20 protein-coding genes are annotated in these 21,738 nt (G+C 70.3%); 13 read left to right on the forward strand and 7 right to left on the reverse strand.

All coding sequences use genetic code 11. The annotated features are described in order from the left end of the window. Positions 1 to 11: 11 nt before the first annotated feature. From ABH920_RS17650 to ABH920_RS17660, 3 genes are read right to left on the reverse strand one after another with little or no spacing between them, the layout of a single operon-like run. Positions 12 to 1,568, reverse strand: coding sequence for an aspartate aminotransferase family protein (locus tag ABH920_RS17650; RefSeq protein ID WP_370350088.1), 1,557 nt, complete (start codon positions 1,566 to 1,568; stop codon positions 12 to 14). Beyond that, a complete protein-coding gene (locus ABH920_RS17655) occupies positions 1,565 to 2,548 on the reverse strand; it encodes a siderophore-interacting protein (RefSeq protein WP_370350089.1) in 984 nt (327 codons plus the stop codon). Before ABH920_RS17655 ends, ABH920_RS17650 begins: the two co-directional genes overlap by 4 nt. Before the next feature lie 5 nt (positions 2,549 to 2,553). Next, on the reverse strand, positions 2,554 to 3,594 hold the full coding sequence (locus ABH920_RS17660) for an ABC transporter substrate-binding protein (protein WP_370350090.1): 1,041 nt from the start codon (positions 3,592 to 3,594) through the stop codon (positions 2,554 to 2,556). A 118-nt stretch (positions 3,595 to 3,712) separates the two neighbouring features. Here ABH920_RS17660 and ABH920_RS17665 point away from each other — a divergent pair, with 118 nt between their 5' ends. The 12 genes from ABH920_RS17665 to ABH920_RS17720 all read left to right on the forward strand — a co-directional run bounded on the left by ABH920_RS17665 (position 3,713) and on the right by ABH920_RS17720 (position 15,254). Beyond that, positions 3,713 to 4,780 (forward strand): FecCD family ABC transporter permease, encoded by a 1,068-nt coding sequence (locus ABH920_RS17665; protein WP_370350091.1) that lies wholly within the window; start codon positions 3,713 to 3,715, stop codon positions 4,778 to 4,780. Beyond that, positions 4,777 to 5,802: a FecCD family ABC transporter permease gene (locus tag ABH920_RS17670; RefSeq protein WP_370350092.1), complete on the forward strand. Its 1,026-nt coding sequence runs from the start codon at positions 4,777 to 4,779 to the stop codon at positions 5,800 to 5,802. The genes ABH920_RS17665 and ABH920_RS17670 overlap by 4 nt, the downstream gene beginning before the upstream one ends. Positions 5,803 to 5,849: 47 nt before the next feature. Next, a complete protein-coding gene (locus ABH920_RS17675) occupies positions 5,850 to 6,698 on the forward strand; it encodes an ABC transporter ATP-binding protein (RefSeq protein ID WP_370350093.1) in 849 nt (282 codons plus the stop codon). 361 nt (positions 6,699 to 7,059) lie between these two features. Then, positions 7,060 to 8,160, forward strand: a complete 1,101-nt coding sequence (locus ABH920_RS17680) for an ABC transporter substrate-binding protein (protein ID WP_370350095.1) — start codon at positions 7,060 to 7,062, stop codon at positions 8,158 to 8,160. Continuing rightward, entirely contained in the window at positions 8,157 to 9,212 is a 1,056-nt protein-coding gene (locus ABH920_RS17685; RefSeq protein ID WP_370350096.1) for an ABC transporter permease, read from the forward strand. Before ABH920_RS17680 ends, ABH920_RS17685 begins: the two co-directional genes overlap by 4 nt. A gap of 171 nt (positions 9,213 to 9,383) precedes the next feature. Further along, complete coding sequence (locus ABH920_RS17690; RefSeq protein ID WP_369125583.1) at positions 9,384 to 9,467, forward strand: putative leader peptide; 84 nt, start codon at positions 9,384 to 9,386, stop codon at positions 9,465 to 9,467. A 129-nt stretch (positions 9,468 to 9,596) separates the two neighbouring features. Then, positions 9,597 to 10,220 (forward strand): NADPH-dependent FMN reductase, encoded by a 624-nt coding sequence (ssuE, locus tag ABH920_RS17695; RefSeq protein ID WP_370350097.1) that lies wholly within the window; start codon positions 9,597 to 9,599, stop codon positions 10,218 to 10,220. Continuing rightward, a complete protein-coding gene (locus ABH920_RS17700) occupies positions 10,217 to 11,245 on the forward strand; it encodes an ABC transporter substrate-binding protein (RefSeq protein ID WP_370350098.1) in 1,029 nt (342 codons plus the stop codon). Before ssuE ends, ABH920_RS17700 begins: the two co-directional genes overlap by 4 nt. 1 nt (position 11,246) lies before the next feature. Further along, positions 11,247 to 12,092: an ABC transporter ATP-binding protein gene (locus tag ABH920_RS17705; protein ID WP_370350099.1), complete on the forward strand. Its 846-nt coding sequence runs from the start codon at positions 11,247 to 11,249 to the stop codon at positions 12,090 to 12,092. Beyond that, complete coding sequence (locus tag ABH920_RS17710; RefSeq protein ID WP_370350100.1) at positions 12,085 to 12,921, forward strand: ABC transporter permease; 837 nt, start codon at positions 12,085 to 12,087, stop codon at positions 12,919 to 12,921. The genes ABH920_RS17705 and ABH920_RS17710 overlap by 8 nt, the downstream gene beginning before the upstream one ends. A 26-nt stretch (positions 12,922 to 12,947) precedes the next feature. Further along, a complete protein-coding gene (locus tag ABH920_RS17715) occupies positions 12,948 to 14,306 on the forward strand; it encodes an LLM class flavin-dependent oxidoreductase (protein WP_370350101.1) in 1,359 nt (452 codons plus the stop codon). A 27-nt stretch (positions 14,307 to 14,333) separates the two neighbouring features. Then, positions 14,334 to 15,254, forward strand: coding sequence for a TauD/TfdA dioxygenase family protein (locus ABH920_RS17720; protein WP_370350102.1), 921 nt, complete (start codon positions 14,334 to 14,336; stop codon positions 15,252 to 15,254). Between the two features lie 352 nt (positions 15,255 to 15,606). Here the strand turns inward: ABH920_RS17720 and ABH920_RS17725 are convergent, their stop codons facing one another. Next, the gene (locus ABH920_RS17725) at positions 15,607 to 16,422 is read right to left on the reverse strand and encodes a class I SAM-dependent methyltransferase (RefSeq protein WP_370350103.1); all 816 of its coding nucleotides are present in this window, start codon (positions 16,420 to 16,422) and stop codon (positions 15,607 to 15,609) included. Positions 16,423 to 16,591: 169 nt separating this feature from the next. On the opposite strand from ABH920_RS17725, the gene ABH920_RS17730 reads away from it, so the two are divergent. Beyond that, complete coding sequence (locus ABH920_RS17730) at positions 16,592 to 17,686, forward strand: hypothetical protein (protein ID WP_370350104.1); 1,095 nt, start codon at positions 16,592 to 16,594, stop codon at positions 17,684 to 17,686. Between the two features lie 63 nt (positions 17,687 to 17,749). Here the strand turns inward: ABH920_RS17730 and ABH920_RS17735 are convergent, their stop codons facing one another. From ABH920_RS17735 to ABH920_RS17745, 3 genes are all read right to left on the reverse strand, one after another. Further along, the gene (locus tag ABH920_RS17735) at positions 17,750 to 18,262 is read right to left on the reverse strand and encodes a hypothetical protein (protein WP_370350105.1); all 513 of its coding nucleotides are present in this window, start codon (positions 18,260 to 18,262) and stop codon (positions 17,750 to 17,752) included. A gap of 67 nt (positions 18,263 to 18,329) precedes the next feature. After that, positions 18,330 to 19,313, reverse strand: coding sequence for a Gfo/Idh/MocA family protein (locus tag ABH920_RS17740; protein WP_370350106.1), 984 nt, complete (start codon positions 19,311 to 19,313; stop codon positions 18,330 to 18,332). 99 nt (positions 19,314 to 19,412) lie between these two features. Next, on the reverse strand, positions 19,413 to 21,674 hold the full coding sequence (locus ABH920_RS17745; protein ID WP_370350107.1) for a discoidin domain-containing protein: 2,262 nt from the start codon (positions 21,672 to 21,674) through the stop codon (positions 19,413 to 19,415). Between the last annotated feature and the right edge of the window lie 64 nt (positions 21,675 to 21,738).

The raw sequence follows: 21,738 nt of genomic DNA on the forward strand, positions 1-21,738 counted from the left end.
GTCGTGCATGTTCAGAGTGCTCTCCGGCGCTCGACGTATTCGGCGGCATGGTCCGCGATCAGGTCCAGGACGTGCGCGATGTCGTCCACCGTGGTCTCGGGGTTCAGCAGCGTGAACTTCAGGTAGTGCCGGCCGCCGACCTTGGTGGCGGCCACCATCGCCGCGCCGGAGGCGGCCAGCGCCTCGCGCGCGTGGAGATTCGCGCCGTCGGCGAAGTCCCGCGCCGGACCCTCCGGGGGCAGGTAGCGGAAAACCAGGGTGCTGAGCTGCGACCTGGTCACCACCTCGAAGCGCGGGTCGACGGTCAGCAGCACCCAGGCCTGCGCGGCCCGGTCGATGACCTCGTCGAACAGATCGCCGACCGCGTCCGGGCCCATGATGCGCAACGTCATCCAGAGCTTGAGCGCGTCGAAGCGCCGCGTTGTCTGGATGCTCTTGTCGACCTGGTTGGGGATGCGCTGCTCGACCATGCGGGCCGGGTTGAGGTAGTCGGCGTGATACGTCGCGTGGCTCAGGACCGTGCGGTCGCGCACGATCAGCGCGCTGGAGCTGACCGGTTGGAAGAACGACTTGTGGAAGTCGGCGGTCACCGAGTCCGCGCGCTCGATGCCCCGCAGGAGGTCGCGCCGGGACCGCGACAGGAGCAGACCGCAGCCGTACGCGGCGTCGACGTGGAACCAGGCCCCTGATTCGGCGCACAGCTCGGCGATCTGCCGCAGCGGATCGATGGATCCGAAGTCGGTGGTGCCGGCGGTGGCGACCACGGCCATCGGGATGAAGCCGGCCCACCGGCACTGCTCCAGCTCCCACGCCAGCGACTGCGGACGCATCCGCTTGCGCGCGTCGGTCTCGACCGTGACCACCGCGTCCGGGCTCAGCCCGAGCATCTTCGCCGACTTGCGGACGCTGAAGTGCCCCGCCTCGGAGACGAATATCCGCAGCCGGTCCAGGACGTCCCGGGCAGCCGTGTACTTCGCACCGGTTCCCGGCACCGACGACCCGGCCACGGCCTTCGCCACGATCTCCTCACGCGCCAGCAGCAGCGCCTGGAAGTTCGACTGGCTGCCGCCGCTGGTGAAGACGCCGTCGGCGGCCGGACCGAAACCGATCCGGCCGGCGGTCCAGTCGATCAGCCGGCGCTCGATCAGCGTGCCGCCGGCGCTCTGGTCCCAGGTGTCCAGCGAGGAGTTGACCGCGGTCAGAACGGCCTCGCCGAGCAGCGCCGGGATGACGACCGGGCAGTTCAGGTGCGCGAGGTAGCGCGGGTGGTGGAAGTAGACGGCGTCGCGCAGGTAGAGCTCTTCGAGCTCGTCCAGGGCGGCTCCGGTGTCGGCCAAGGGCCGGTCCAGATCGATGCCTGATATGCCGGGAGCGAGATCGTCGGGGGAGACGCCGGTGAAAGGGCTGCCCGTACGCGCTATTCGGTCCGCGACGCGATCGATGCCGTCGGCCATGGTGTGCCGGTAGCGATCGAGTGTCCGGGCGTTGAACAGGTGGCCGGCGGCTTCCTCGACGGCGGGGGAGAAGATGGCGCGTGCGGTCGCGACGGCGGAAGCTTGGGGGCTCACTGTGCCGCCTCGGTTTCGGCGGCGGAGATTTTCTCGGTCCGCAGATCCTCTTCGGTGGCTCCGAGGCGCCAATAGCCGGAGAACTCCACGCGCCCGCGGTCGATGCCGCGCTCGCCGACGAGGTGGCGTCGCAGAGTTTTGACCATCCCGGCCTCCCCGGCGATCCACGCGTAGGGCGCGCCGTCGGGGAAGGCCGCGCCGCCGATCTCCTCGGTCAGCAACGCGCCGGGCCGGCGCGTGGGATCGCGGACCAGCCAGGTGATGTCGGCCTCGGCCGGGCTCAGGAGTTCCTGCGTGTCCTTCAGATCCGGGACCTCGATCCAGGCCCGCGCGCGCAGTCCGGCCGGCAGCCATTCCAGGATCGCCGCGGCGGCCGGCAACGCGGTCTCGTCGGCGGCGATCAGGACCCAGTCAGTGTCCTGCGGAAGCTGGAAGCCGATGCTGCGGTTGTCCTCGAACGCCGGCCCCAGCAGCACCACCCGGTCGCCCGGCACGGCTTCGGCGGCCCAGCGTGATGCCGGTCCGGCCGGAGTCGCGCTGGAGTTTGCGGTGCCGTGCAACACGAAATCGACATCCACCTCGTCGCGCTCGCGGTCCTGTGAGCGAACCGTGTAGGAGCGCATGACACCCCGCTCGTCGGCCGGCATGGCCCGCCACCGCGTGAACCAGTCGTCGCCGGCGTCGAACGGCACGATCGGCGCGTCCTGCCCCGGCTGCGGCAGGAACAGCGAGAAGCTCTGGTCCCGGCCGCCGCTGGCGAAGGCGCGCAGCTGTGCCCCGCCGAAGGTGATCCGGACCATCGAAGGCCCCAGGCGGCGAGTGACCACGACGCGGGCCTGGAAGAAACGGAACTTGCCGTGCACGAGCGGGGACGCCGACGGTGCTTCGGCAATCGGCGCCGATGCCGGCGCGACCGAGGAGATGGCCGCGGCCGAGGCCGTGGCCGCCAGCACTGCGTCTACTGAGGAGGTCGAGTTCATAACGGTCAGCTCACCTTCTTGCAGTTCTGAATCGCCTTGGCGAGGTTTTCCAGCAGCGGAGCGGCACCGGCCCAGGAGAAGCGCGGCACCGCGTCCCAGGGCGTGACCTGGCCCGCCTTCACTGCAGGCAGGGCGTTCCACGACGGCTTCGAGGCCAGCGCCTTCGGCTGCAAAGCCGTGGACCGGCTGTCGAGCAGGATCAGGTCGGCCGCGTACTTGTCGGCGTTCTCCCAGCTCAGGCTCTCGAAGTAGTCTCCGGTGTCGAGCTTGGTGGGGACGATGAGCTCGACGCCGAGTTCGGCGAAGTACATCAGGTCGCTGGCGATCTTCGGATTGGACGCGTAGAAGACGGTGGGATTGCCGGACGCGGCCAGCACCTTCAGCCCGCCGGCCGCCTTCGCCGCGCTGCGCAGCGTCTCGGCCGCGGCCTGGAACCGGGCCTTGCCGTCGGTCACCTTCTTGGCGTTCAAGTCCGCACCGAGCGACTGCGCGAGGTCGGCGTAGCGCTGGATCGGCGTCGGCAGCGAGGCCCGGGCCACGTTGATCGCCACGCTCGGCGCCAGCTTGGCGATCTGGTCCTTGCTCTCGTTCGGCACGTACCACAGCGCTCCCGGCTCGTACATGTGCGTGACCAGTAGCTGGGGGTTGAGCGCGGCGTACTTCTCCACGTTGAACTCGCCCCAGGCGTTGCCCAGCACCGTCACCTTGCCGACGTCGAGGTCGCCGGCCTGCGCCGTGGGCTTGCCGTCGGGCTGCGTCGTCTCTCCGAAGACGCCGACGATCTGCTGGTCCAGGCCGAAGTCGACGAGCGCGGCGGCGGTGCCGGTGAAGGCCACGACCCGGGTCGGCGCGGAGGACAGCTTCACCGTCGTCTTCCGGTCGTCGGTGAAGGACCAGGGACCGGACGGGCCGCTCTGGCCCGAGGAGCGCGGGCCTGAACTCGAACCGCTGCCGCAGGCCGCGAGCACGGCGGCCAGGGCGCCACCGCCGACGCCGGCCAGCACACCACGACGGGATAAGGGGGAAACGGAAGGGATGTATGGCATGAATGTCGCTTTCTCATGATCGAGGGGCGCTTACCCGGCGCAGTGAAGTTAGGTTAGCCTAACCTCACCAATCGCCCAAGGGGGGTCGCCCCCCGCGTCGTCGATCCGGAGCCAGGTTTTGTCTGCCACCGCGCCACCGCAGGCCCCTGAGGCCGCAGTCCCGACACTCCGCAGGCCTCCACCGGGACCGCGCGGCCTCAGCCGGGTGAGCCGGGGCGCCGGCCTGGCCGCCGCGACCCTGCTGCTGCTCGCAGTGCTCGTGCTCAGCATCTGCCTCGGCGCCAAGTCGCTCTCGGTCGGCGACGTCTGGCACGGCCTGTCCGACTCGAGCTCCCCGTACTACACCGTCGTGCACCAGATGCGGCTGCCCCGGACCCTGCTCGGCCTGCTGGTCGGCCTGGCGCTCGGTCTGGCCGGCGCGGTGATGCAGGCGCTGACCCGCAACCCGCTGGCCGATCCGGGACTGCTCGGCATCAACGCCGGGGCCTCGGCGGCGGTCGTCACCTCCATCTGGCTGTTCGGGATCGGGACCTTCGACGGCTACGTCTGGTTCGCCCTGGCCGGCGCCGCGATCGCCACCACCGCCGGCTACCTGGTCGGCGGCGGGCGCGGGGCGACGCCGGTCCGGCTGGCGCTGGCCGGGGCCGCGCTGAACGCCACCCTGTTCTCCTACGTCAGCGTCGCGATGCTGCTGGACTCCGCGTCGCTGGAGGCCATGCGGTTCTGGACCGTCGGCTCGCTGGCCGGTGCGACGCCGTCGACCGTCGTCAGGGTGCTGCCGTTCGCCGCCGTCGGCCTGGTGCTGGCTCTGGCCCTGGCCCGGCCGCTCAACGCGCTGGCCCTCGGCGAGGACTCGGCGCGGGCCCTGGGCTCACGGCCAACCGCAGTACGCGCGGCCGCGATCGTCGCGGTCACGCTGTTGTGCGGGGCGGCCACCGCCGCGTGCGGGCCGATCGTGTTCGTCGGGCTGATGGTGCCGCACGTCGTGCGCACCATCACCGGGCCGGACCTGCGCTGGCTGCTGCCGTACTGCGCGGTGCTCGCGCCGGTGGTGCTGCTCGGCGCGGACGTGCTCGGCCGGATCCTGGCCCGGCCCGGCGAGATCCAGGTCGGCGTGGTCACCAGCGTGGTCGGCGGTCCGGTGTTCCTGTACTTCCTGCGGCGCGCGAAGGCGGTGCGGGCATGAGGGTTCTGCGAACCGCCGCGTTCTCGGTGCGCTACCGGCCCCGGACGCTCACCGCTTCCGCCGCCTGCGTACTGCTCGCGTTCGCGGCCATGGTCGTCACCCTCGGCAGCGGCGACTACCGGATCCCGCCGGGCGAAGTGCTGCGCACGCTGTTCGGCGGCGGCACGGTCGGCGACCACTTCATCGTCGTCGAGCTGCGCCTGCCGCGCGTGGTGACCGCGCTGTTAGTCGGCGCCGCCCTCGCGCTGGCCGGCGCGGTTTTCCAGTCGCTGGTCCGCAATCCGCTGGGCAGCCCCGACATGCTCGGCTTCACCGAGGGCGCGGCGACCGGCGCGCTGGTCGTGGTGCTGGCCGGCGGCAGCAGCCTGGCGCTGGCCTGCGGGGCGGTGCTCGGCGGTGTGCTCACCGGCATCGGGGTCTACGCCCTGGCCTGGCGTCAGGGCGTGCACGGCTACCGGCTGATCCTGGTCGGCATCGGGGTCTCGGCGATCCTGAGCGGGGTCAACGGGTATCTGATGACCAAGGCGCAGCTGATGGACGCCGCGCGGGCGATGCTGTGGCTCACCGGGAGCCTGGACGGCCGGGGCTGGAGCGACGTCGCGCCGCTGGCCGTGGCGATGGCGGTGCTCGTGCCGGTGCTGCTGGTCGGGTGCGGCCGGGCGCTGCACGTCGCCGAGATGGGGGACGACGTGGCGCGCGCGCTCGGCGTCCCGGTCGACCGCGCCCGGCTCACGGCACTGGCGGCCGCGGTGCTGCTCACCTCGTTCGCCGCGGCGGCGGCCGGGCCGGTGGCCTTCGTCGCCCTCACCGCGCCGCAGCTCGCCAAGCGGCTGACGCGGGCGCCGGGGCCGAACCTGATCCCCTCGATGCTGCTGGGGGCGGTGCTCCTGACGTGCGCCGATCTCGTTGCGCAGCATGCGATCCCCGGTCGGCAGCTGCCGGTCGGCGCGGTCACCGGCGTGCTCGGCGGCGGGTACCTGATCTGGCTGCTGGCGGCTGGGCGCAAGGCGGGGCGGATCTGACCGTGCTGAACTCGAAGCTGACGACGAATACCAAGGAGACGCCCATCATGACGACCGAGAACGGTCAGCCGGCGCCGGCCTCGTCCCGCCTGCGCGGCACCGGCCTGACGCTGGCCTACGACGGCCGGACCGTCGCCGAAGACCTCTCGGTCGCGATCCCGGACGAGTCCTTCACGGTCATCGTCGGCCCCAACGCCTGCGGCAAGTCGACCCTTCTCAGGGCCCTGTCGCGGCTGCTGAAGCCGAAGGCCGGCAGTGTGGTGCTCGACGGCGCGGACATCGCCTCGATGCCGACCAAGCAGGTCGCGCGGATCGTCGGCCTGCTGCCGCAGTCCTCGATCGCGCCGGACGGCATCACCGTCGCCGACCTCGTCTCCCGAGGCCGCCATCCGCACCAGGGCCTGCTGCGGCAGTGGTCGCGCGAGGACGAGCGGATCGTGGCCGCGTCGATGGCCGCGACCGGCGTCACCGACCTGGCCGAGCGCGCCGTCGACGAGCTGTCCGGCGGCCAGCGCCAGCGGGTGTGGACGGCGATGGTGCTGGCGCAGCAGACGCCGCTGCTGCTGCTCGACGAGCCGACGACGTACCTGGACATCGCGCACCAGATCGAGATCCTGGACCTGTGCGCGCGGCTGCACGAGGAGGAGGGCCGCACCCTCGTGGCCGTGCTGCACGACCTCAACCAGGCCGCGCGCTACGCCACGCACTTGATCGTGCTCTGCGACGGTCGCGTGGCGGCGTCCGGGGCTCCCGAGGAGATCGTCACCGCCGAGCTGGTGGAGTCGGTCTTCGGCCTGCCGTGCCGGGTGATCGAGGACCCGGAGACCGGGACGCCGCTGGTCGTCCCGGGAGCGCGCCGGACACGTGAGCTGCCTGCGATGCCTTCCTCCCGGTAGTCCGAAAATATCGGAGGAGAAAAGGTTCGGACACCGATATGAATGGCCTCAGAAATAGTGGTTCTCCGAAGCCTTTCGGACCGTCCATATATCGGACAAGAAATAGACGGGAATCCGAGACCGTGCCACTCTCTAGCCATGTCCCGCGATGGAGTGGCCCTGGTCGGTCGGCCGTACGTCGACTTCGGACGCCTGTCCAGCACGTGCTGTACGGCGGCCGTCTGATCCGCCTGCGCTTTTCGCGGCCCGGTTCGCGCCTGTCCTGGCGCTGAACAGCCACCTTCTTTCTTTCCTCAATTCGAGCGGCTGCGCCAAGCCGCCCGCCGGTGTGCCCGGCGATCCTTTCGGGAGCCTTCCTGTGATGGACATCAAGACTCTGGTTCGTACGGCCGCGGCGTTGACAGCCGCCCTCGGGATCGTCGCCTCGGCCGCCGCGTGCGGGTCGTCGAAGAGCTCTGGTTCGGACACCAAGGCCGCCGCCGCCGGCAGCTCCGGTGGTTCGGCGGCCTCGACGCTGCGGCTGGGCTACTTCGCGAACGTCACGCACGCCACCGCCGTGGTCGGCGTCGCGCACGGCGACTTCGCCAAGGCCCTGGGATCCACCAAGCTCTCCACCCAGATCTACAACGCGGGCCCGGCGGAGATGACCGCGGTCCTCGGCGGGCAGCTGGACGCCGCGTACGTCGGCCCGTCCTCGGCCCTGTCGGCCTTCGTGCAGTCGCACGGCGAGGCGCTGAAGATCGTGGCCGGCGCCACCGAGGGCGGTGCGGAGCTGGTCGTCAAGCCGGGCATCAACTCCGCTGCCGACCTCAAGGGCAAGACCCTCGCCACGCCGCAGAAGGGCAACACCCAGGACGTGGCGCTGCGCTACTGGCTCAAGCAGAACGGCCTGACCGCGAACCCGGACGGCACCGGCGACGTCTCGGTGGACCCGCAGGACAACGCGACCACCTTGGACCAGTTCAAGGCCGGGCACATCGAGGGGGCCTGGCTGCCCGAGCCGTGGGCCTCGCGGCTGGTCTCCGAGGCCGGCGCGAAGGTGCTCGTCGACGAGCGCAGCCTGTGGCCGAACGGCCAGTTCTCCACCACCACGCTGGTGGTCGCGACCAGCTTCCTGGACAAGCACCCGGACACCGTCAAGGCCCTTATCGACGGCCAGATAGCCGCCAACTCCTGGATCACCTCGGACCCGACTGACGCGCAGAAGCTGGTGAACAGCGAGCTGAAGCGGCTCACCGGCAAGGCGCTGACCGACGCCGAGATCCAGCGGTCCTTCAGTGAGCAGAAGGTCACCAACGACCCCGACGCCTCCACGCTCCAGACCGCGCTGGACCACGCGGTCGCGGTGAAGCTGCTGAAGTCGACCGACCTGCACGGCATCTTCGACCTGTCGATCCTGAACGCCGAACTGGCCAAGAACGGTCAGCCGGCGGTCTCCGACGCCGGGCTGAGCAAGAAGTGAGCGGCGCGCGGGAATCCGTCGAAACGGGAGCTGCCGTCGAGGCTCCCGAGGCCGATGAACCTGTCGAGCCGGTCGAGGTCGAAGAGCCGGTCGAGGCAATCGAGGCCGAGGAGCCTCAGGAGCCTGAGGAACACCGGGAACCTGAAGCATCCGAAGCGGCCGAAACGCTCGAAGAAGCCCCGCAGGCCGCGCAGACCGAAGCCACCGACGCCCTCCAGGACGTCGAAGCCGGCCTGGACGCCCTGGAGACCTCCGTCGAGCGGGAGACCAGCAGGCTCGCGACGGTCCTGCGCGCCGTCTACCCGCCGGTGCTCGCCGTCCTCATCATCATCGCCGTCTGGCAGGTGCTGTACGTCGCGAAGATCTGGCCGGACTGGAAGCTCCCCGGGCCCTCGGAGGTCTTCACCTCCCTGAAGTCCGCCTTCAGCAGCGGCGACGCCTGGCCGTCGGTCGGCCACAGCGCCGAGCACGGCGCGATCGGCTTCGCCGCCTCGGTGGCCATCGGCACGCCGCTGGGGTTGCTGGTCGGCCGGTTCCGGCTGATCCGGGCCGGTGTCGGGCCGATCCTTTCCGGGCTCCAGTCGCTGCCGTCGGTGGCCTGGGTGCCCCCGGCGCTGATGTTCTTCGGCCCGGAGCCGGCGATGCTGTACGGCGTGGTGCTGCTCGGTGCCGTGCCGTCGATCGCGGTCGGCGTCGTCTCAGGGCTCGATCAGGTGCCGCCGCTGTATCTGCGGGTCGGCCGGAACCTGGGAGCCCGGGGTCTGGCCTCGGTGCGCTACGTGCTGCTGCCGGCGGCACTGCCCGGCTATCTGGCCGGGCTGCGGCAGGGGTGGGCGTTCGCCTGGCGGTCGCTGCTGGCCGCGGAGATCATCGTGCAGTCCGCGGATCTGGGGCACTCACTCGGTTTCCTGCTGAAGAACGCCCAGGACTCCAACGACATGGCCGGCGCGTTCGCGGCGATCGTGCTGATCCTCGCGGTCGGCGTCGCGGTCAACCAGCTGCTGTTCGTGCCGTTGGAACGCAGGGTTCTGCGGTCCCGGGGACTCGCGTGAGCTGAATTCCGCCGCGACAATGTGTCGGGCCCCGATGCTTATTGCATCGGGGCCCGACACTTTTCTGTGCTCGTCTCACGCGCTCTCGAATACCAGGCATCGGACTTCCGGGATACGAGACTGCTCGAACTTCCATTGACGTGCGTGCACTTTCGCTGTCATTCTCATGCTATGCACCAGGGCCGACTTCTTGTGGCTCGCCGTCACGTCGATCTGCGACGGACCGCGAGCGCCATCTGTCCTGACCACCCGTAGCCTTCGCTTCATCGGGTCTTTCTTTTCGGTTCGCGCCGCCGCTCCGGCGCCCCCTTCGCATGTGTGCGTGTTCTGCTGAACTGCTTTAGCGCGCCTGTTTTTTCTCGCCCTTTTCCAAGGAGTCTCACCATGCCCTCGATCCTGGCTGTCTCCGGCAGCCCGTCACCGGCCTCGCGCACGGTGTCGGCCGTCGACCACGCGCTTTCCTGGCTGGCCGACCGCGGCCACCGGACGGCTCATCTGGCGGTCCGCGACCTGCCGGCGGCCGAGCTGCTGGCAGGCGCGCGCGACACCGTGGCCGTGCGGGAGGCGTTCGACGCCGTCGCCAACGCCGACGGCGTCATTGTGGCCACGCCGGTCTACAAGGCCGCCTACACCGGCCTGCTCAAGGCGTTCCTGGACCTGCTGCCGGAGAACGCGCTGGCCGGCAAGGTGGTCCTGCCGCTGGCCACCGGCGGTACCGTCGGACACCTGCTGGCGATCGACTACGCGCTGCGCCCCGTACTCACCGCGCTCGGTGCCGACCACGTGCTGCCGGGCCGGTTCCTGCTCGACATCGACATCGCCCGGAGTGAGGCGGAAGGCGTGTACCTCGCCCCGCAGACCGAGAAGCGGCTGATCGAGACGCTGGAGCGGTTCGACGGGGCGCTGGACCTGCGCGGGATCGGCTTCTCGGCGGCGCGGCCGCAGCTCGACGCCGAAGCCGGCGATCTGGCCCTGGCCAACGGTTCGCCCGCGGCGGTCGGGCGATGAGCGTCCTGACGACGGCCCCGCACACCAGGCGCGGCTTCCTCGGCCTGGTCGGGACCGCCGCCCTGGCCGCCGGGTGCAGTTCGGCGTCGGGCGGCTCGGCCCGGAAGACCACCAAGCTGCGCTACCAGGGCTCGGCGGGTTCGATCACCCCGCCCGAACTGGCTGCGGACCTCGGATATCTGGGCCCTGTCACGCTCGACTGGGTCGGCAACACGATCAGCGGGCCGCAGGACATCCAGTCGGCGGCCACCGGCCAGACCGACTTCGGCGGCGCCTTCAACGGCGCGGTCGCCAAGCTGCACTCCGCCGGCGCGCCGATCACCGCGGTCATCAGCTACTACGGCGTGGACCAGTACTCGTACAACGGCTTCTACACCCTGTCCGGCAGCCCGATCGCCGGCGCGGCCGACCTGTTCGGCAAGAAGATCGGGATGAACACCCTCGGCGCCCACGACGAGGCGATCCTGGACATCTATCTGGGCCGCAACGGCGTCACCGAGGCGGACGTGAAGAAGGTCGAGCCGCTGGTGGTGCCGCCGGTGAACACCGAGCAGTCGCTGCGCGCGCACCAGATCGACGTCGCCGTGCTCGGCGGCATCCTGCGCGACAAGGCGCTGGCCGACGGCGGCGTGAAGCCGCTGTTCACCGACTTCGACCTGCTCGGCTCGTTCAGCGCCGGGACCTACGTGTTCCGCAACGACTTCCTGGCGAAGAACCCTGACACCGTGCACGCCTTCACCTCCGGCGTCGGCAAGGCGATCGAGTGGGCCCGCAGCACGCCGCTCCCGGAGGTCGTGGACCGCTTCACGAAGATCATCAAGGCCCGCGGCCGGAACGAGGACGCCTCGGCGCTGAAGTACTTCAAATCCTTCGGCATCGCCGGGACCGGCGGGGTCATCGCCGAGAAGGAGTTCACCACCTGGATCAGCTGGCTCGAAGGGCAGGGCCAGATCCCCAAGGGCAAGGTCAAGGCCGCCGACGTCTACACCAACAAGTACAACTCCTTCGCGAACGGGGGCAGCTGAGATGGCCGCGACCGGTACCGCGCTCACGGTGATCAACAGCGCGGAGAAGATCCGCATCGACGGCGTCAGCAAGACCTTCGCCGTCCGCGACGGCGCCACGTTCACCGCGCTGGACGACGTCACGCTGACCGTCGCGCCGGGGGAGTTCCTGGTCGTGGTCGGCCCCAGCGGCTGCGGGAAGTCGACGCTGCTGGACCTCATCAGCGGCCTGACGAAGCCCAGCAGCGGCCGGATCCTGTTGGACGGCAAGGCCGTGACCGGCCCCGCGCTGGACCGGGGCATCGTCTTCCAGCAGTACGCGCTGCTGCCCTGGCGCACCGCGCAGCGCAACGTCGAGTTCGCCCTGGAAGCCCAGCCGCGCCTGGACCGGCTGAACCGCAAGGGCCGCGCCGAGCGGGCCCGTGAGTATTTGGACCTGGTCGGACTGTCAGGGTTCGAAGACCGCTATCCGCACGAGCTGTCCGGCGGCATGCGCCAGCGCGTGGCCATCGCCCGGGCGCTGGTCGCCGATCCGGCCGTGCTCTTGATGGACGAGCCCTTCGCGGCCCTGGACGCCCAGACCCGCGACGGGCTCCAGGAAGAACTGCTGCGCATCTGGCACAAGACCGGCACCACGATCGTGTTCATCACGCACGGCATCGACGAGGCGGTCTATCTCGGGCAGCGAGTCGCGGTCATGACCTCGCGGCCGGGGCGCATCAAGCAGGTCGTGGACGTGCGGCTCGGCGACCGGCAGGCCGAGGACGACGTGCGTTCCAGCCCGGAGTTCGCCGCCTACCGGCACCGGGTGTGGAGCCTGCTGCGCGAGGAGGTCACCGCGGTGAGGGAGGTTGTTTCCGTTGGCTGAGATCCCGTTCGCACCGACCGTCCAGCTGTTGAAGCGGACCGTTCCGACGCCGGTCGCGCGCGTGGCCGGGGCCTTGGCGGTGTTCGGCAAACGCACCGTCGCGATCGCCGCGTTCCTCGTGCTGTGGGAGGTCGCGCCGCGCGTCGGCCTGGTCGACCGCACGTTCCTGGTGCCGTTCTCCGAGGCCGTCAAGGCCCTGATAGAGCTGGCGAAGGACGGCCAGCTCTGGGACAACACGCGGGCCAGCCTGGTGCGCTCGCTGTCCGGCTTCCTCATCGCGATCGGCGTCGGCGTGCCGCTGGGCCTGCTGATCGGCTGGTACAAGCCGGTCGCGGAGATCCTGGGACCGCTGCTGGAGCTGTTCCGCAACACCGCCGCGCTGGCGCTGCTGCCGGTGTTCATCCTGCTGCTGGGCATCGGCGAGACCTCGAAGATCGCCATCGTCGTCTACGCCTGCACCTGGCCGATCCTGCTGAACACCATCAGCGGCGTCCGCACGGTCGATCCGGTCCTGATCAAGTCGGCCCGCTCGATGAGCCTGCCGCCGCACCGGCTGTTCGCCAAGGTGATCCTGCCGGCCTCGCTGCCGACCGTGTTCACCGGCATCCGGCTGGCCGGCGCCTCCTCGATCCTGGTGCTGGTCGCCGCCGAGATGGTGGGCGCCAAGGCGGGCCTGGGCTACCTGGTCAACGCCTCCCAGCAGAACTTCGCCATCCCCGACATGTACGCCGCGATCATCGCCATCTCGGTGATCGGGCTGCTCTTCAACCACCTGCTCGTGTTGCTGGAGCGGCGGTTGACCCGCTGGCGTCCGGTGGCAGGGGCCTGATTCCGTACCGTGAGGGGTCATCCGACATGAGCACCGACCGACGACAGCTCCACCTGAACGCCTTCCTGATGGCGCCCGGGCACCACGACGCCGCCTGGCGGCACCCGGCCAGCCAGCCGCACCGGGTCACCGACATCACCTACTTCCAGCAGCTCGCGCAGACCGCCGAGCGCGGCAAGTTCGACTCGATCTTCTTCGCCGACGGGCTCGCGGTGTGGGGCGGCCGGGCCGGGGCCAACGTGTCCGGCGGCCTGGAGCCGCTGACGGTGCTGCCGGCGATCGCCGTGGCCACGCGGCACATCGGGCTGATCGCCACCGCCTCGACCACCTTCAACGAGCCGTTCCACCTGGCGCGCCGGTTCGCCTCGCTGGACCACGTCTCGGGCGGCCGGGCCGGCTGGAACATCGTCACGTCCGGGACGGTGAACGAGGCCAACAACTTCAACCTGGACGAGCACCTCGACCACGCGGTGCGCTACGAGCGCGCGGCGGAGTTCCTGGAGGTCGCCACCCGGCTGTGGGACAGCTGGGCCGACGACGCCGTGGTGCTCGACAAGGCCGCCGGGGTGTATGCGGACCCTGATCGGCTGCGCGAGATCGAGCACGCCGGCGAGTTCTTCAAGGTGCGCGGGCCGCTCAACGTCCAGCGCTCGCCGCAGGGCTGGCCGCTGCTGGTGCAGGCCGGGTCCTCCGAGGACGGCAGGGACTTCGCCGCGCGGTACGCCGAGGCGGTGTTCACCGCGCAGCAGACGCTGGCCGAGGCGCGGCGGTTCGCGGCGGACGTCAAGGCCCGGGCCGCGGCCCACGGCCGGGACGAGCTGCCGGTGATCCTGCCTGGGATCTGCCCGATCATCGGCGCCACCGAGGCCGAGGCGCTGGCGCTGGAGGACGAGCTCACCGAGCTCCAGGTCATCGACTACGGGCTGGGTCAGCTCTCGAACATGCTGAACGTCGACCTGGCCGGCTACCGCCTGGACGAGCCGCTGCCGGAGGAGGTGCTGCCGACCGAGGACCAGGTCAACGGCAACAAGAGCCGCTTCACGCTGGTCGCCGAGCTGGTGCGGGCCGAGCGGCTGACCATCCGGCAGATCATCGCCCGGCTCGGCGGGGGCCGCGGACACCGGGTCGTGGCCGGCGCGCCGGAGCAGATCGCCGACGCGCTGGAGTCGTGGTTCCGGGCCGGCGCCGCCGACGGGTTCAACATCATGCCGCCGATCCTGCCGACCGGGCTGGACGACTTCGTCGACCACGTCGTGCCCGTGCTCCAGCGCCGGGGGCTGTTCCGCACCGAGTACACCGGCACCACCCTGCGCGACCACTACGGCTTGTCGCGCCCGGCCGATCACTTCTCCCGACCGCTGCTCGCTTCCGCGTCGCAGTACTGATCCGCTTTTTCGAAAGGACGATCTGGAATGACCTCCACACCCACACCGACCGACTTCGACGTCCGGCGCATCGGCGGCCGGATCGGCGCCGAGATCACCGGCGTCGACCTGTCCGGCGAGCTCGCCGAGGGGATCCTGAAGGAGATCAAGGCCGCGCTGCTGGAGCACAAGGCCCTGGTGTTCCGCGGCCAGGACCTGGACGACGAGGGGCAGCTGCGCTTCGCCTCGCTGTTCGGGCCGCTGACCAGCGCGCACCCGACCGTGCCGGGCATCGCCGAGCAGCCGCAGATCCTGCCCGTGGACAGCGAGCGCGGGGCGGCGAACGTGTGGCACACCGACGTCACGTTCGTGCAGTCGCCGCCGAAGGCCTCGACGCTGCGGGGGATCGTCATCCCGCCGTACGGTGGCAACACCCTGATCGCCAACACCGGGGCGGCGTACCGGGATCTGCCCAAGCCGCTGCGCGATCTGGCCGACACGCTGTGGGCCGTGCACACCAACGACTACGACTACGCGGGGCCGAGCCCGAAGGCGGACGACGAGAAGCGTCAGCAGTACCGGGACGTGTTCGTCTCGACGAAGTACCGGACGGCGCATCCGGTGGTGCGCGTGCACCCGGAGACCGGTGAGCGCGGGCTGTTCATCGGGGCGTTCGCGCAGACCATCGAGGGGCTGAGCACGACCGAGTCGAAGGACGTGCTGCGGTTGCTTCAGGCGTACGTTACGCGGCCGGAGAACGTGCTGCGGGTGCAGTGGAATCCGGGCGACGTGGTCGTTTTCGACAACCGGATCACGCAGCACTACGCGCCGGACGACTACGACACGCTGCCGCGGCGGCTGAACCGGGTGACCATCGCGGGGGACGTGCCGATCGGGATCGACGGTGCGGCCAGCCGGATCCTCGAGGGCGACGAGGCGGCTCACTACACTCCGGCGGCTGCTTCCTGAGCCGGTCGACGGAACTCTGAGTGTGGCCGGCCGGCGTTTGGGAGGGCGTCGGCCGGCTGCTTGTGGTTCGGTTTCGCTGGCCTCGGCACGGCACGGCACGGCACGGCTTGGCTCAGGCTGGCTCGGCTCGGCTCAGGTCGGCTCGGCTCGGCTCGGCTTGGCTCAGGTCGGCTTGGCTTGGCTCAGGCCGGCTCGGCTCCGCTTGGTTCAGGTCGGCCGGTCTCGGCCCACCTCGGTTCAGGCCGGCACGGCTCGGCTCGGCTCGGCTCGGCTCGGCTCAGGTCGGCTCGGCTTGGCTCAGGCCGGCTCGGCTCCGCTTGGTTCAGGTCGGCCGGTCTCGGCCCACCTCGGTTCAGGCCGGCTTGCGGGCGAGGTCGTAGGCGGAACTCACGGTCTCGGTGAAGATCCCGTCGGCGCTGTGCGGCAGGAGCGTGGCTGCGAGGTCGGCGTCGAACGCTGCGCCGTGGTCGTCGAGGACCGCGGGCGGCAGGAACGACGTCGAGCGGATGTGGCCGGTGAGCTCTTCCAGCGTCCAGGAGTGCTCGGCCGTGAACGCGGAGCGCCCGACGACCTCGAACCCGGCCTCGGCGAGCACGTCGGCATCGGGCAAGTCCCGGCGCGCCTGATCCAGACCCGCTGGAATCCGCTCTTCAGCGCTGAGCTGCTGCTGCCAGCGGTTCAGGGTGGCCGCGAGCGATCGCTGCCAGTCCTCCGTGCCGACCCAGGGCGAGGTGGACCAGCACAGCGCGAGGTGTCCGCCGGGGGCGAGCCAGTCGAGCATCCGCCGCGCGACCAGGTCGCGGTCCAGCCGGTGGAAGGCGTTGCCGATGACGGCCAGCTCGAAGGAGTTCGGCGGCGCGTCGAGCGTCTCGGCGCTGGAAACCACGGACCGCAGCGCTTTTATCCCTGCGGCGTCCGCCTTGGCGCGCACCGTCGCGACCATGTCCCGTTCCTGGTCCACGGCCCACACCTCGGCGAAGTGCGGGCTCAGGGGGAAGGCGAGCTGGCCGGTGCCGCAGGCCAGATCCAGCAGGCGTCCGCCGCCGGAGACCTGGCTCGCGGCCACGAGGTAGTCGAGCAGAGCGGCCGGATAGGGCAGCCGATAGCGGTCGTAGTAGCCGGCGGTGCCCTGGTAGAGGTCGGTCGCGAAGTGGATCTCTTCGGCCATCGGTGCGTAAACCCCCTCATCTTCGCCCGTTGACGTCAAGGTCAACCGTTGCTAGTTTCCCGCATCACGGTTCACCGAACCGATGCCACCACTTCCTGCACGACGGACGCTCCATCGGCGTGCCGCGGCGATCCCGCGTGCGCCGATACCCCACATCGGAAGGAAGCACATGTCCCACGGTTCGTCTCAGCGGCGCCGGGTCGCCGCAGCGGTTGTCGGCACCGCGGTGCTGGCTATCGGCTCCGCGGTCTCCACTGCCACCGCCTCCGCCTCCCCGAACGCTTCGGGCTCGGGCAGCGCGCACGTCAACCGCGGCCACGGCTACCTGCCGGACGTCGCCGACGCGCAGGCGGCACGCGCGGCCACCCGGCACGGCTCCAAGACGCTCACGTACGGCGGCGGCATCGACGGCATCGGCGTGATGGACGGGCAGCCCCAGGTCTATCTCGTGTTCTACGGCAGTCAGTGGGGGACGCAGGGCAGCGACGCCAACGGCAACCTGACGTTCAGCAACGACGCCGACAGCGGCGCGCCGACCGCGCAGATGATGTTCAAGGGCATCGGCACCGGCGGCGAGCAGTGGTCCGGCACGATGACCCAGTACTGCGACGGCCCGCTGGTCGCCAAGGGCGCCACCAGCTGCTCGTCCGGCGCCGCGCACGTGCCCTACCCGAGCCCCGGCGTGCTGGCCGGCGTCTGGTACGACAACTCGGCGGCGTCCCCGCAGGCCGCCTCCGGCCACCAGCTCGGCGCCGAGGCCCTGGCCGCGGCGCACCACTTCGGCAACACGACCGCGGCCTCGAACCGGCACGCGTACTACGTGATCCTGTCCCCGCACGGCACCAACCCGGACAACTACCAGGGTGCGTACTGCGCCTGGCACGACTACAACGGCGACAGCACGTTGACCGGCGGCGCCGTCGCCTCCGACGTCGGCGACTTCGCCTTCTCCAACCAGCCCTACAACATGGACTCCGGCGCCGGTTGCGGCGTGAACTTCCTGAACACCGGCAGCAAGGGCACGCTCGACGGCTGGACGATGACCCTGGGCCACGAGTACAGCGAGACCCTGACCGACCAGAACCCGCCCGGCGGCTGGACCAACACCAGCACCGGCCAGGAGAACGCCGACGAGTGCGCCTGGCTCAAGGGCGTGACCGGCGGCGCCGGCAACGTGCCGATGGGGAACGGGACGTACACCGAGCAGGGGAGCTGGTCGAACGACACGAACTCGTGCGCGCTGACGCACGCGACCGTGAGCTGAGGCCAGCGCGATAGCCGGCGGCTGGGCCCCGCACCTGGCGCGGGGCCCGGTCGCCGCGAACTCTCACACCGGCAGCGACACCACATCCGGATCGAAGCGGAAGACGCCGGGCCCCTTGCGGTGCAGCCGATCCGCCACGGTCGACAACCGATCCAGGAGCACTGCGTCGGCGGGGTTCAGGAACTTCAGGATCATGATGACGCGCTTGTCGTGCGCGCGGGTGAAGGCGAGGCAGAAGCGGCCGTCGAGCTGGCCGAAGACGCTCAGCCGAGCGTCGTCGATGCGCTCAGGCGACGGTTGGCGCCGGGGCTTGCGGTATTCGGCGTCCAGCAGGATCGCCCGGTCCGTGGAGAAGATGCGGCCGACGCCGAGCTGCTTGCCGCCGTTGTCGTGGAGCGCCACGTCGAACCAGCTGCCGCAGGCTTCCTCCGGCCGCAGCAGCTCCTCGACCGTGCTCCAGGCCGACGGCTCCGATGAGTCGGGTCGGCCGGTCGTGAGTCCGTCGAGCTGTCGACCCAACGGTGGTACGAACCGCGCCGGATCATAAGCCGGTGTCTTGGTGCGACGTCTGAACACCCACGTAAGCCTAGGGTTGGTTCAGCGTTCAGACTGTCGGTACTTCGGCCGCCGTTGAAGCGCTCGCTTACGCCGGGTACCGGACCCCGACCTGCTCCCGCACCGCGTCCATCGTCCGCATCACCGCGAGCGTCTCCGACCACGGCGCCAGCGGGCTCTGCTGAAGCTCCGCACGCAGGCAGCGCTGCGCCTCGATGGCCTCGTGCACCATGCCGCCGGCCAGGAACGGGGCCTCGACGCGCTCGACGAGCGTGTCGCCGCGGAACACCGAGAACCCGCTCGGCGAGGTGAACCCACGCCCGAACTCGATCCGTCCCTCGCTCCCGGCCACGGTCGCGCTCCACGTGCCGTCCGCCGAGATCGAGCACGTCAGCGCCGACACCCCGCCGCCGGGGTGCACGAGCGTGACGGCCGTGGTGTCGTCCACGCTCTCCGGCGTCAGCGTCGCCACCGCCTGCACCACGCTCGGCGTCCCGAACACCAGCTGCGAGATCGCCAGCGGGTAGACGCCGAGGTCCAGCAGCGCGCCGCCGCCGAGCTCCGGGTTGCGCATGCGGTGTTCGGGGCTGCCGGTGAAGCTGACCGAGAAGTCGGCCGTGACCAGGCGCGGCGTGCCGATCGCGCCGGCCCGCACGAGCTCGACCATGCGCAGCACGGCCGGGACCGTGCGGGTCCACATCGCCTCCATGAAGAAGACGCCCGCGGCCTCGGCACGGCGGCACAGGTCCTCGGCCTGCGCGGCGTCCAGGGTCAGCGGCTTCTCGCAGAGCACTGCTTTGCCGGCGTCCAGGCACAGCGCGGCCGCCGCGTGGTGCGCCGAGTGCGGGGTGGCGACGTAGACGATGTCGACCTCGGGGTCCGCGGCCAGCTCGGCCCAGGAGCCGTGGGCCCGGGGGATGCCGTGCTTGTCGGCGAAGGCCTGAGCCGCGCCGAGGGTGCGGGAGCCGACCGCCACGACCTCGGCGTCGTCGAGCGTCTGCAGGTCGGCGGTGAAGGTCGCGGCGATGCCGCCGGTCGCGAGGATGCCCCAGCGGATCTTGTTCTGCGTCACCGCGTCAGCATAGCCGCGCGCCGGGAGCCGGCTCCCGAGACGATCAGATCTCGGAAGCCGGCTCCGGTCGTGCTGACTACTGGGAGGCGCGTCGGCGACTCACGGATACGTGACGATGTCGGACGGTCCGCCGAACGCCGAGCTCACCGCCTTCCCGGTCCCGTTCACGACCGAGTCGATCCCGCCGGACCCGTTCAGGAACACCGTCAGCAGGTCGTGCAGCTGCACCCCGGAGGTCTGCGGCACCTGGAACGCCATCGCGTTGTGGATGTCCACGCCCTGGTCGAAGTAGCTGTAGCTGCCGAGCCCGTAGCCCTGGAAGGAACTCACCGAGTTCGGGATGTACAGCGCCGGGTACCCCTTCTGCGACGCCGAGGACATCCACGCGGCCTGGCTGGGCACCTCGTAGGGGTTCTCGTTCTGGAAGAAGACGACCGTCCCGCTCTGTCCGTTCCAGTCGACCTCGTTCTGCTGGAAGTGCTCCACGGCCAGGCCGTAGGCGGTCACGTTGTTCCCGTTGACCACCAGCCCGGTCGGGCTCTGGTCGCCGCTCCACGTCCCGGCGCCCGCGCCGTGGTCCGCGCGCCAGATCCAGACGTCGTCCAGCAGCGAGTCGTTGCTGTTGTCGACCAGCGGCGTGGTCGCCGAGCCCGCGGTCGCGCCGCCGACGCGGAAGAACACGTCGTCCAGCGCCACCGGGTCGGTGTTGTGCCGGGTCGTGGAGCCCGCGGTGCCGACCTGGAGCAGCGAGGGCGAGGTGGTCGCGCCCGCGTCGAAGATCAGGCCGCTGACCTGCACGCCGCTCACGTCCGCGACGCTCAGCGCGGTGTTGCCGCCGCTCGGGACCAGCGTGGCGAAGCCCAGGCCGACGATCTGGGTGTCGGGGTGGGTCACCGTGATAGTCGAGGGGATGGTGTAAACACCCGGCGTGAACAGCAGGTTGTCGCCGGCGTTCAGCGCCGCGTTGATCTGGGCCACCGTCGCCGAGGGCTGCACCACGAAGAACGTGTTCAGCGACAGCGAGGTGCCCGGCGTCTGGCCGCCGGTCCAGGTGGGGCCGTTGGAGTTGGTGGCCAGCGAGGGTACGAACACGTTGTAGTTGCCGCCGGAGTCCTGGTACAGGTACGGCGCCTCGCGCGTGACCGGGCAGGTTCCGAGCGTGGTGTACGGCGCCGGGCCGCCGGACAGGCCGGAGTTCGACGCGAAGCTCTGCGCCGGCGCGCCGGGGTCCCCGCAGAACACCTGGTTCCACACCCCGTTGCTCCAGCCGTCCAGCGCCGAGTTCCGGGTGATGTACTGCTGCTGCGAGCCGTTGGTCACGGTCCCGCCGGTGAACTGCGAGTCGGCGATGAACCCGCCGCTGGCGTAGCCGGGGCCGCCGACGCAGTAGTCCATCAGGCTCACGTTGCCGTTGATGTGCACGCGGCGCATCGGCGCGGCCTGCGACACGGCCCAGAAGTCGTCGCCGTTCTGGCAGCCGCTCATGCCCATGACGTTGACCGTCAGGTTGGTCAGCGAGCGCCAGAAGTTGGTGGTGGCGTTGCAGGTGCTGCCCGAGCACTGGTTGTAGGAGTCGACGGTGCCGTTGATGACCACATCGCCGGGGTTGCGTCCGAGCCCTGCGACGGCCTCGTAGAACCCGACGGTGAAGATCAGCGGGCTGGCCGCCGAGCCGTACGTGCCGGGCTCGAACAGCAGCTCGTACCGGCCGGTCCCGAACTCGCTGGGCACCTGCTGGTTCGAGATCGAGTTCAGCGTCGCCTGGATCGAGGACTGCGCCATCGAGGGGGAGAACACGATGACGTTCGAGCCCAGGCTGCCGCCGGTCGGGGGCGGGGGAGTACCGCCGCCACCGTTGCCGCCGTAGACGCTGAACTCCCACAGCGAGTAGCCGTAGCCGGTGTTGCGTGCGGTGCCGTACATCCGGATGTAACGGCCGCTGCCGGACACGTTGAGCGTTTCGTTACCGCCGGGACCCGATGTCGTGGAGTAGATGCTCGTCCACGTGGATCCGTCGTTCGAGGTCTGGATCTGGTAGGCCTTGCCTGAGGCGGTCTCCCAGTTCAGAACCACTTCACAGATGCTCTGCGTGCTGCCGAGGTCGACCTGGAGCCACTGCGGGTCAGAGAACTGCGACGACCAGCGCGTGCCGAGGTTCCCGTCGACCGCGGCCGAGGCCGGGGTGCCGGCACCCTCGATCGAGGAAGCCGTCGCGGTCTTGTTCAGAGCCAGATTGGTGCCGGTGTTGCAACTCGCTGCCGACGCCGGCCGCGCCCCGAAGGACGGCACGGACAACGCCGCCAGCAACAGCGTGAGTACGACGAACAAAGCGGCCCGTGGCCGGGCCAACCTACTACTCATGTGCTCTCCAAGGCGTGGGGTGGTTGGACCGAAGAGAGCGCCCTCGGCCCTAAAAGTGGCGCAC

This window comes from Catenulispora sp. EB89, assembly GCF_041261445.1.
Lineage (GTDB): Bacteria > Actinomycetota > Actinomycetes > Streptomycetales > Catenulisporaceae > Catenulispora.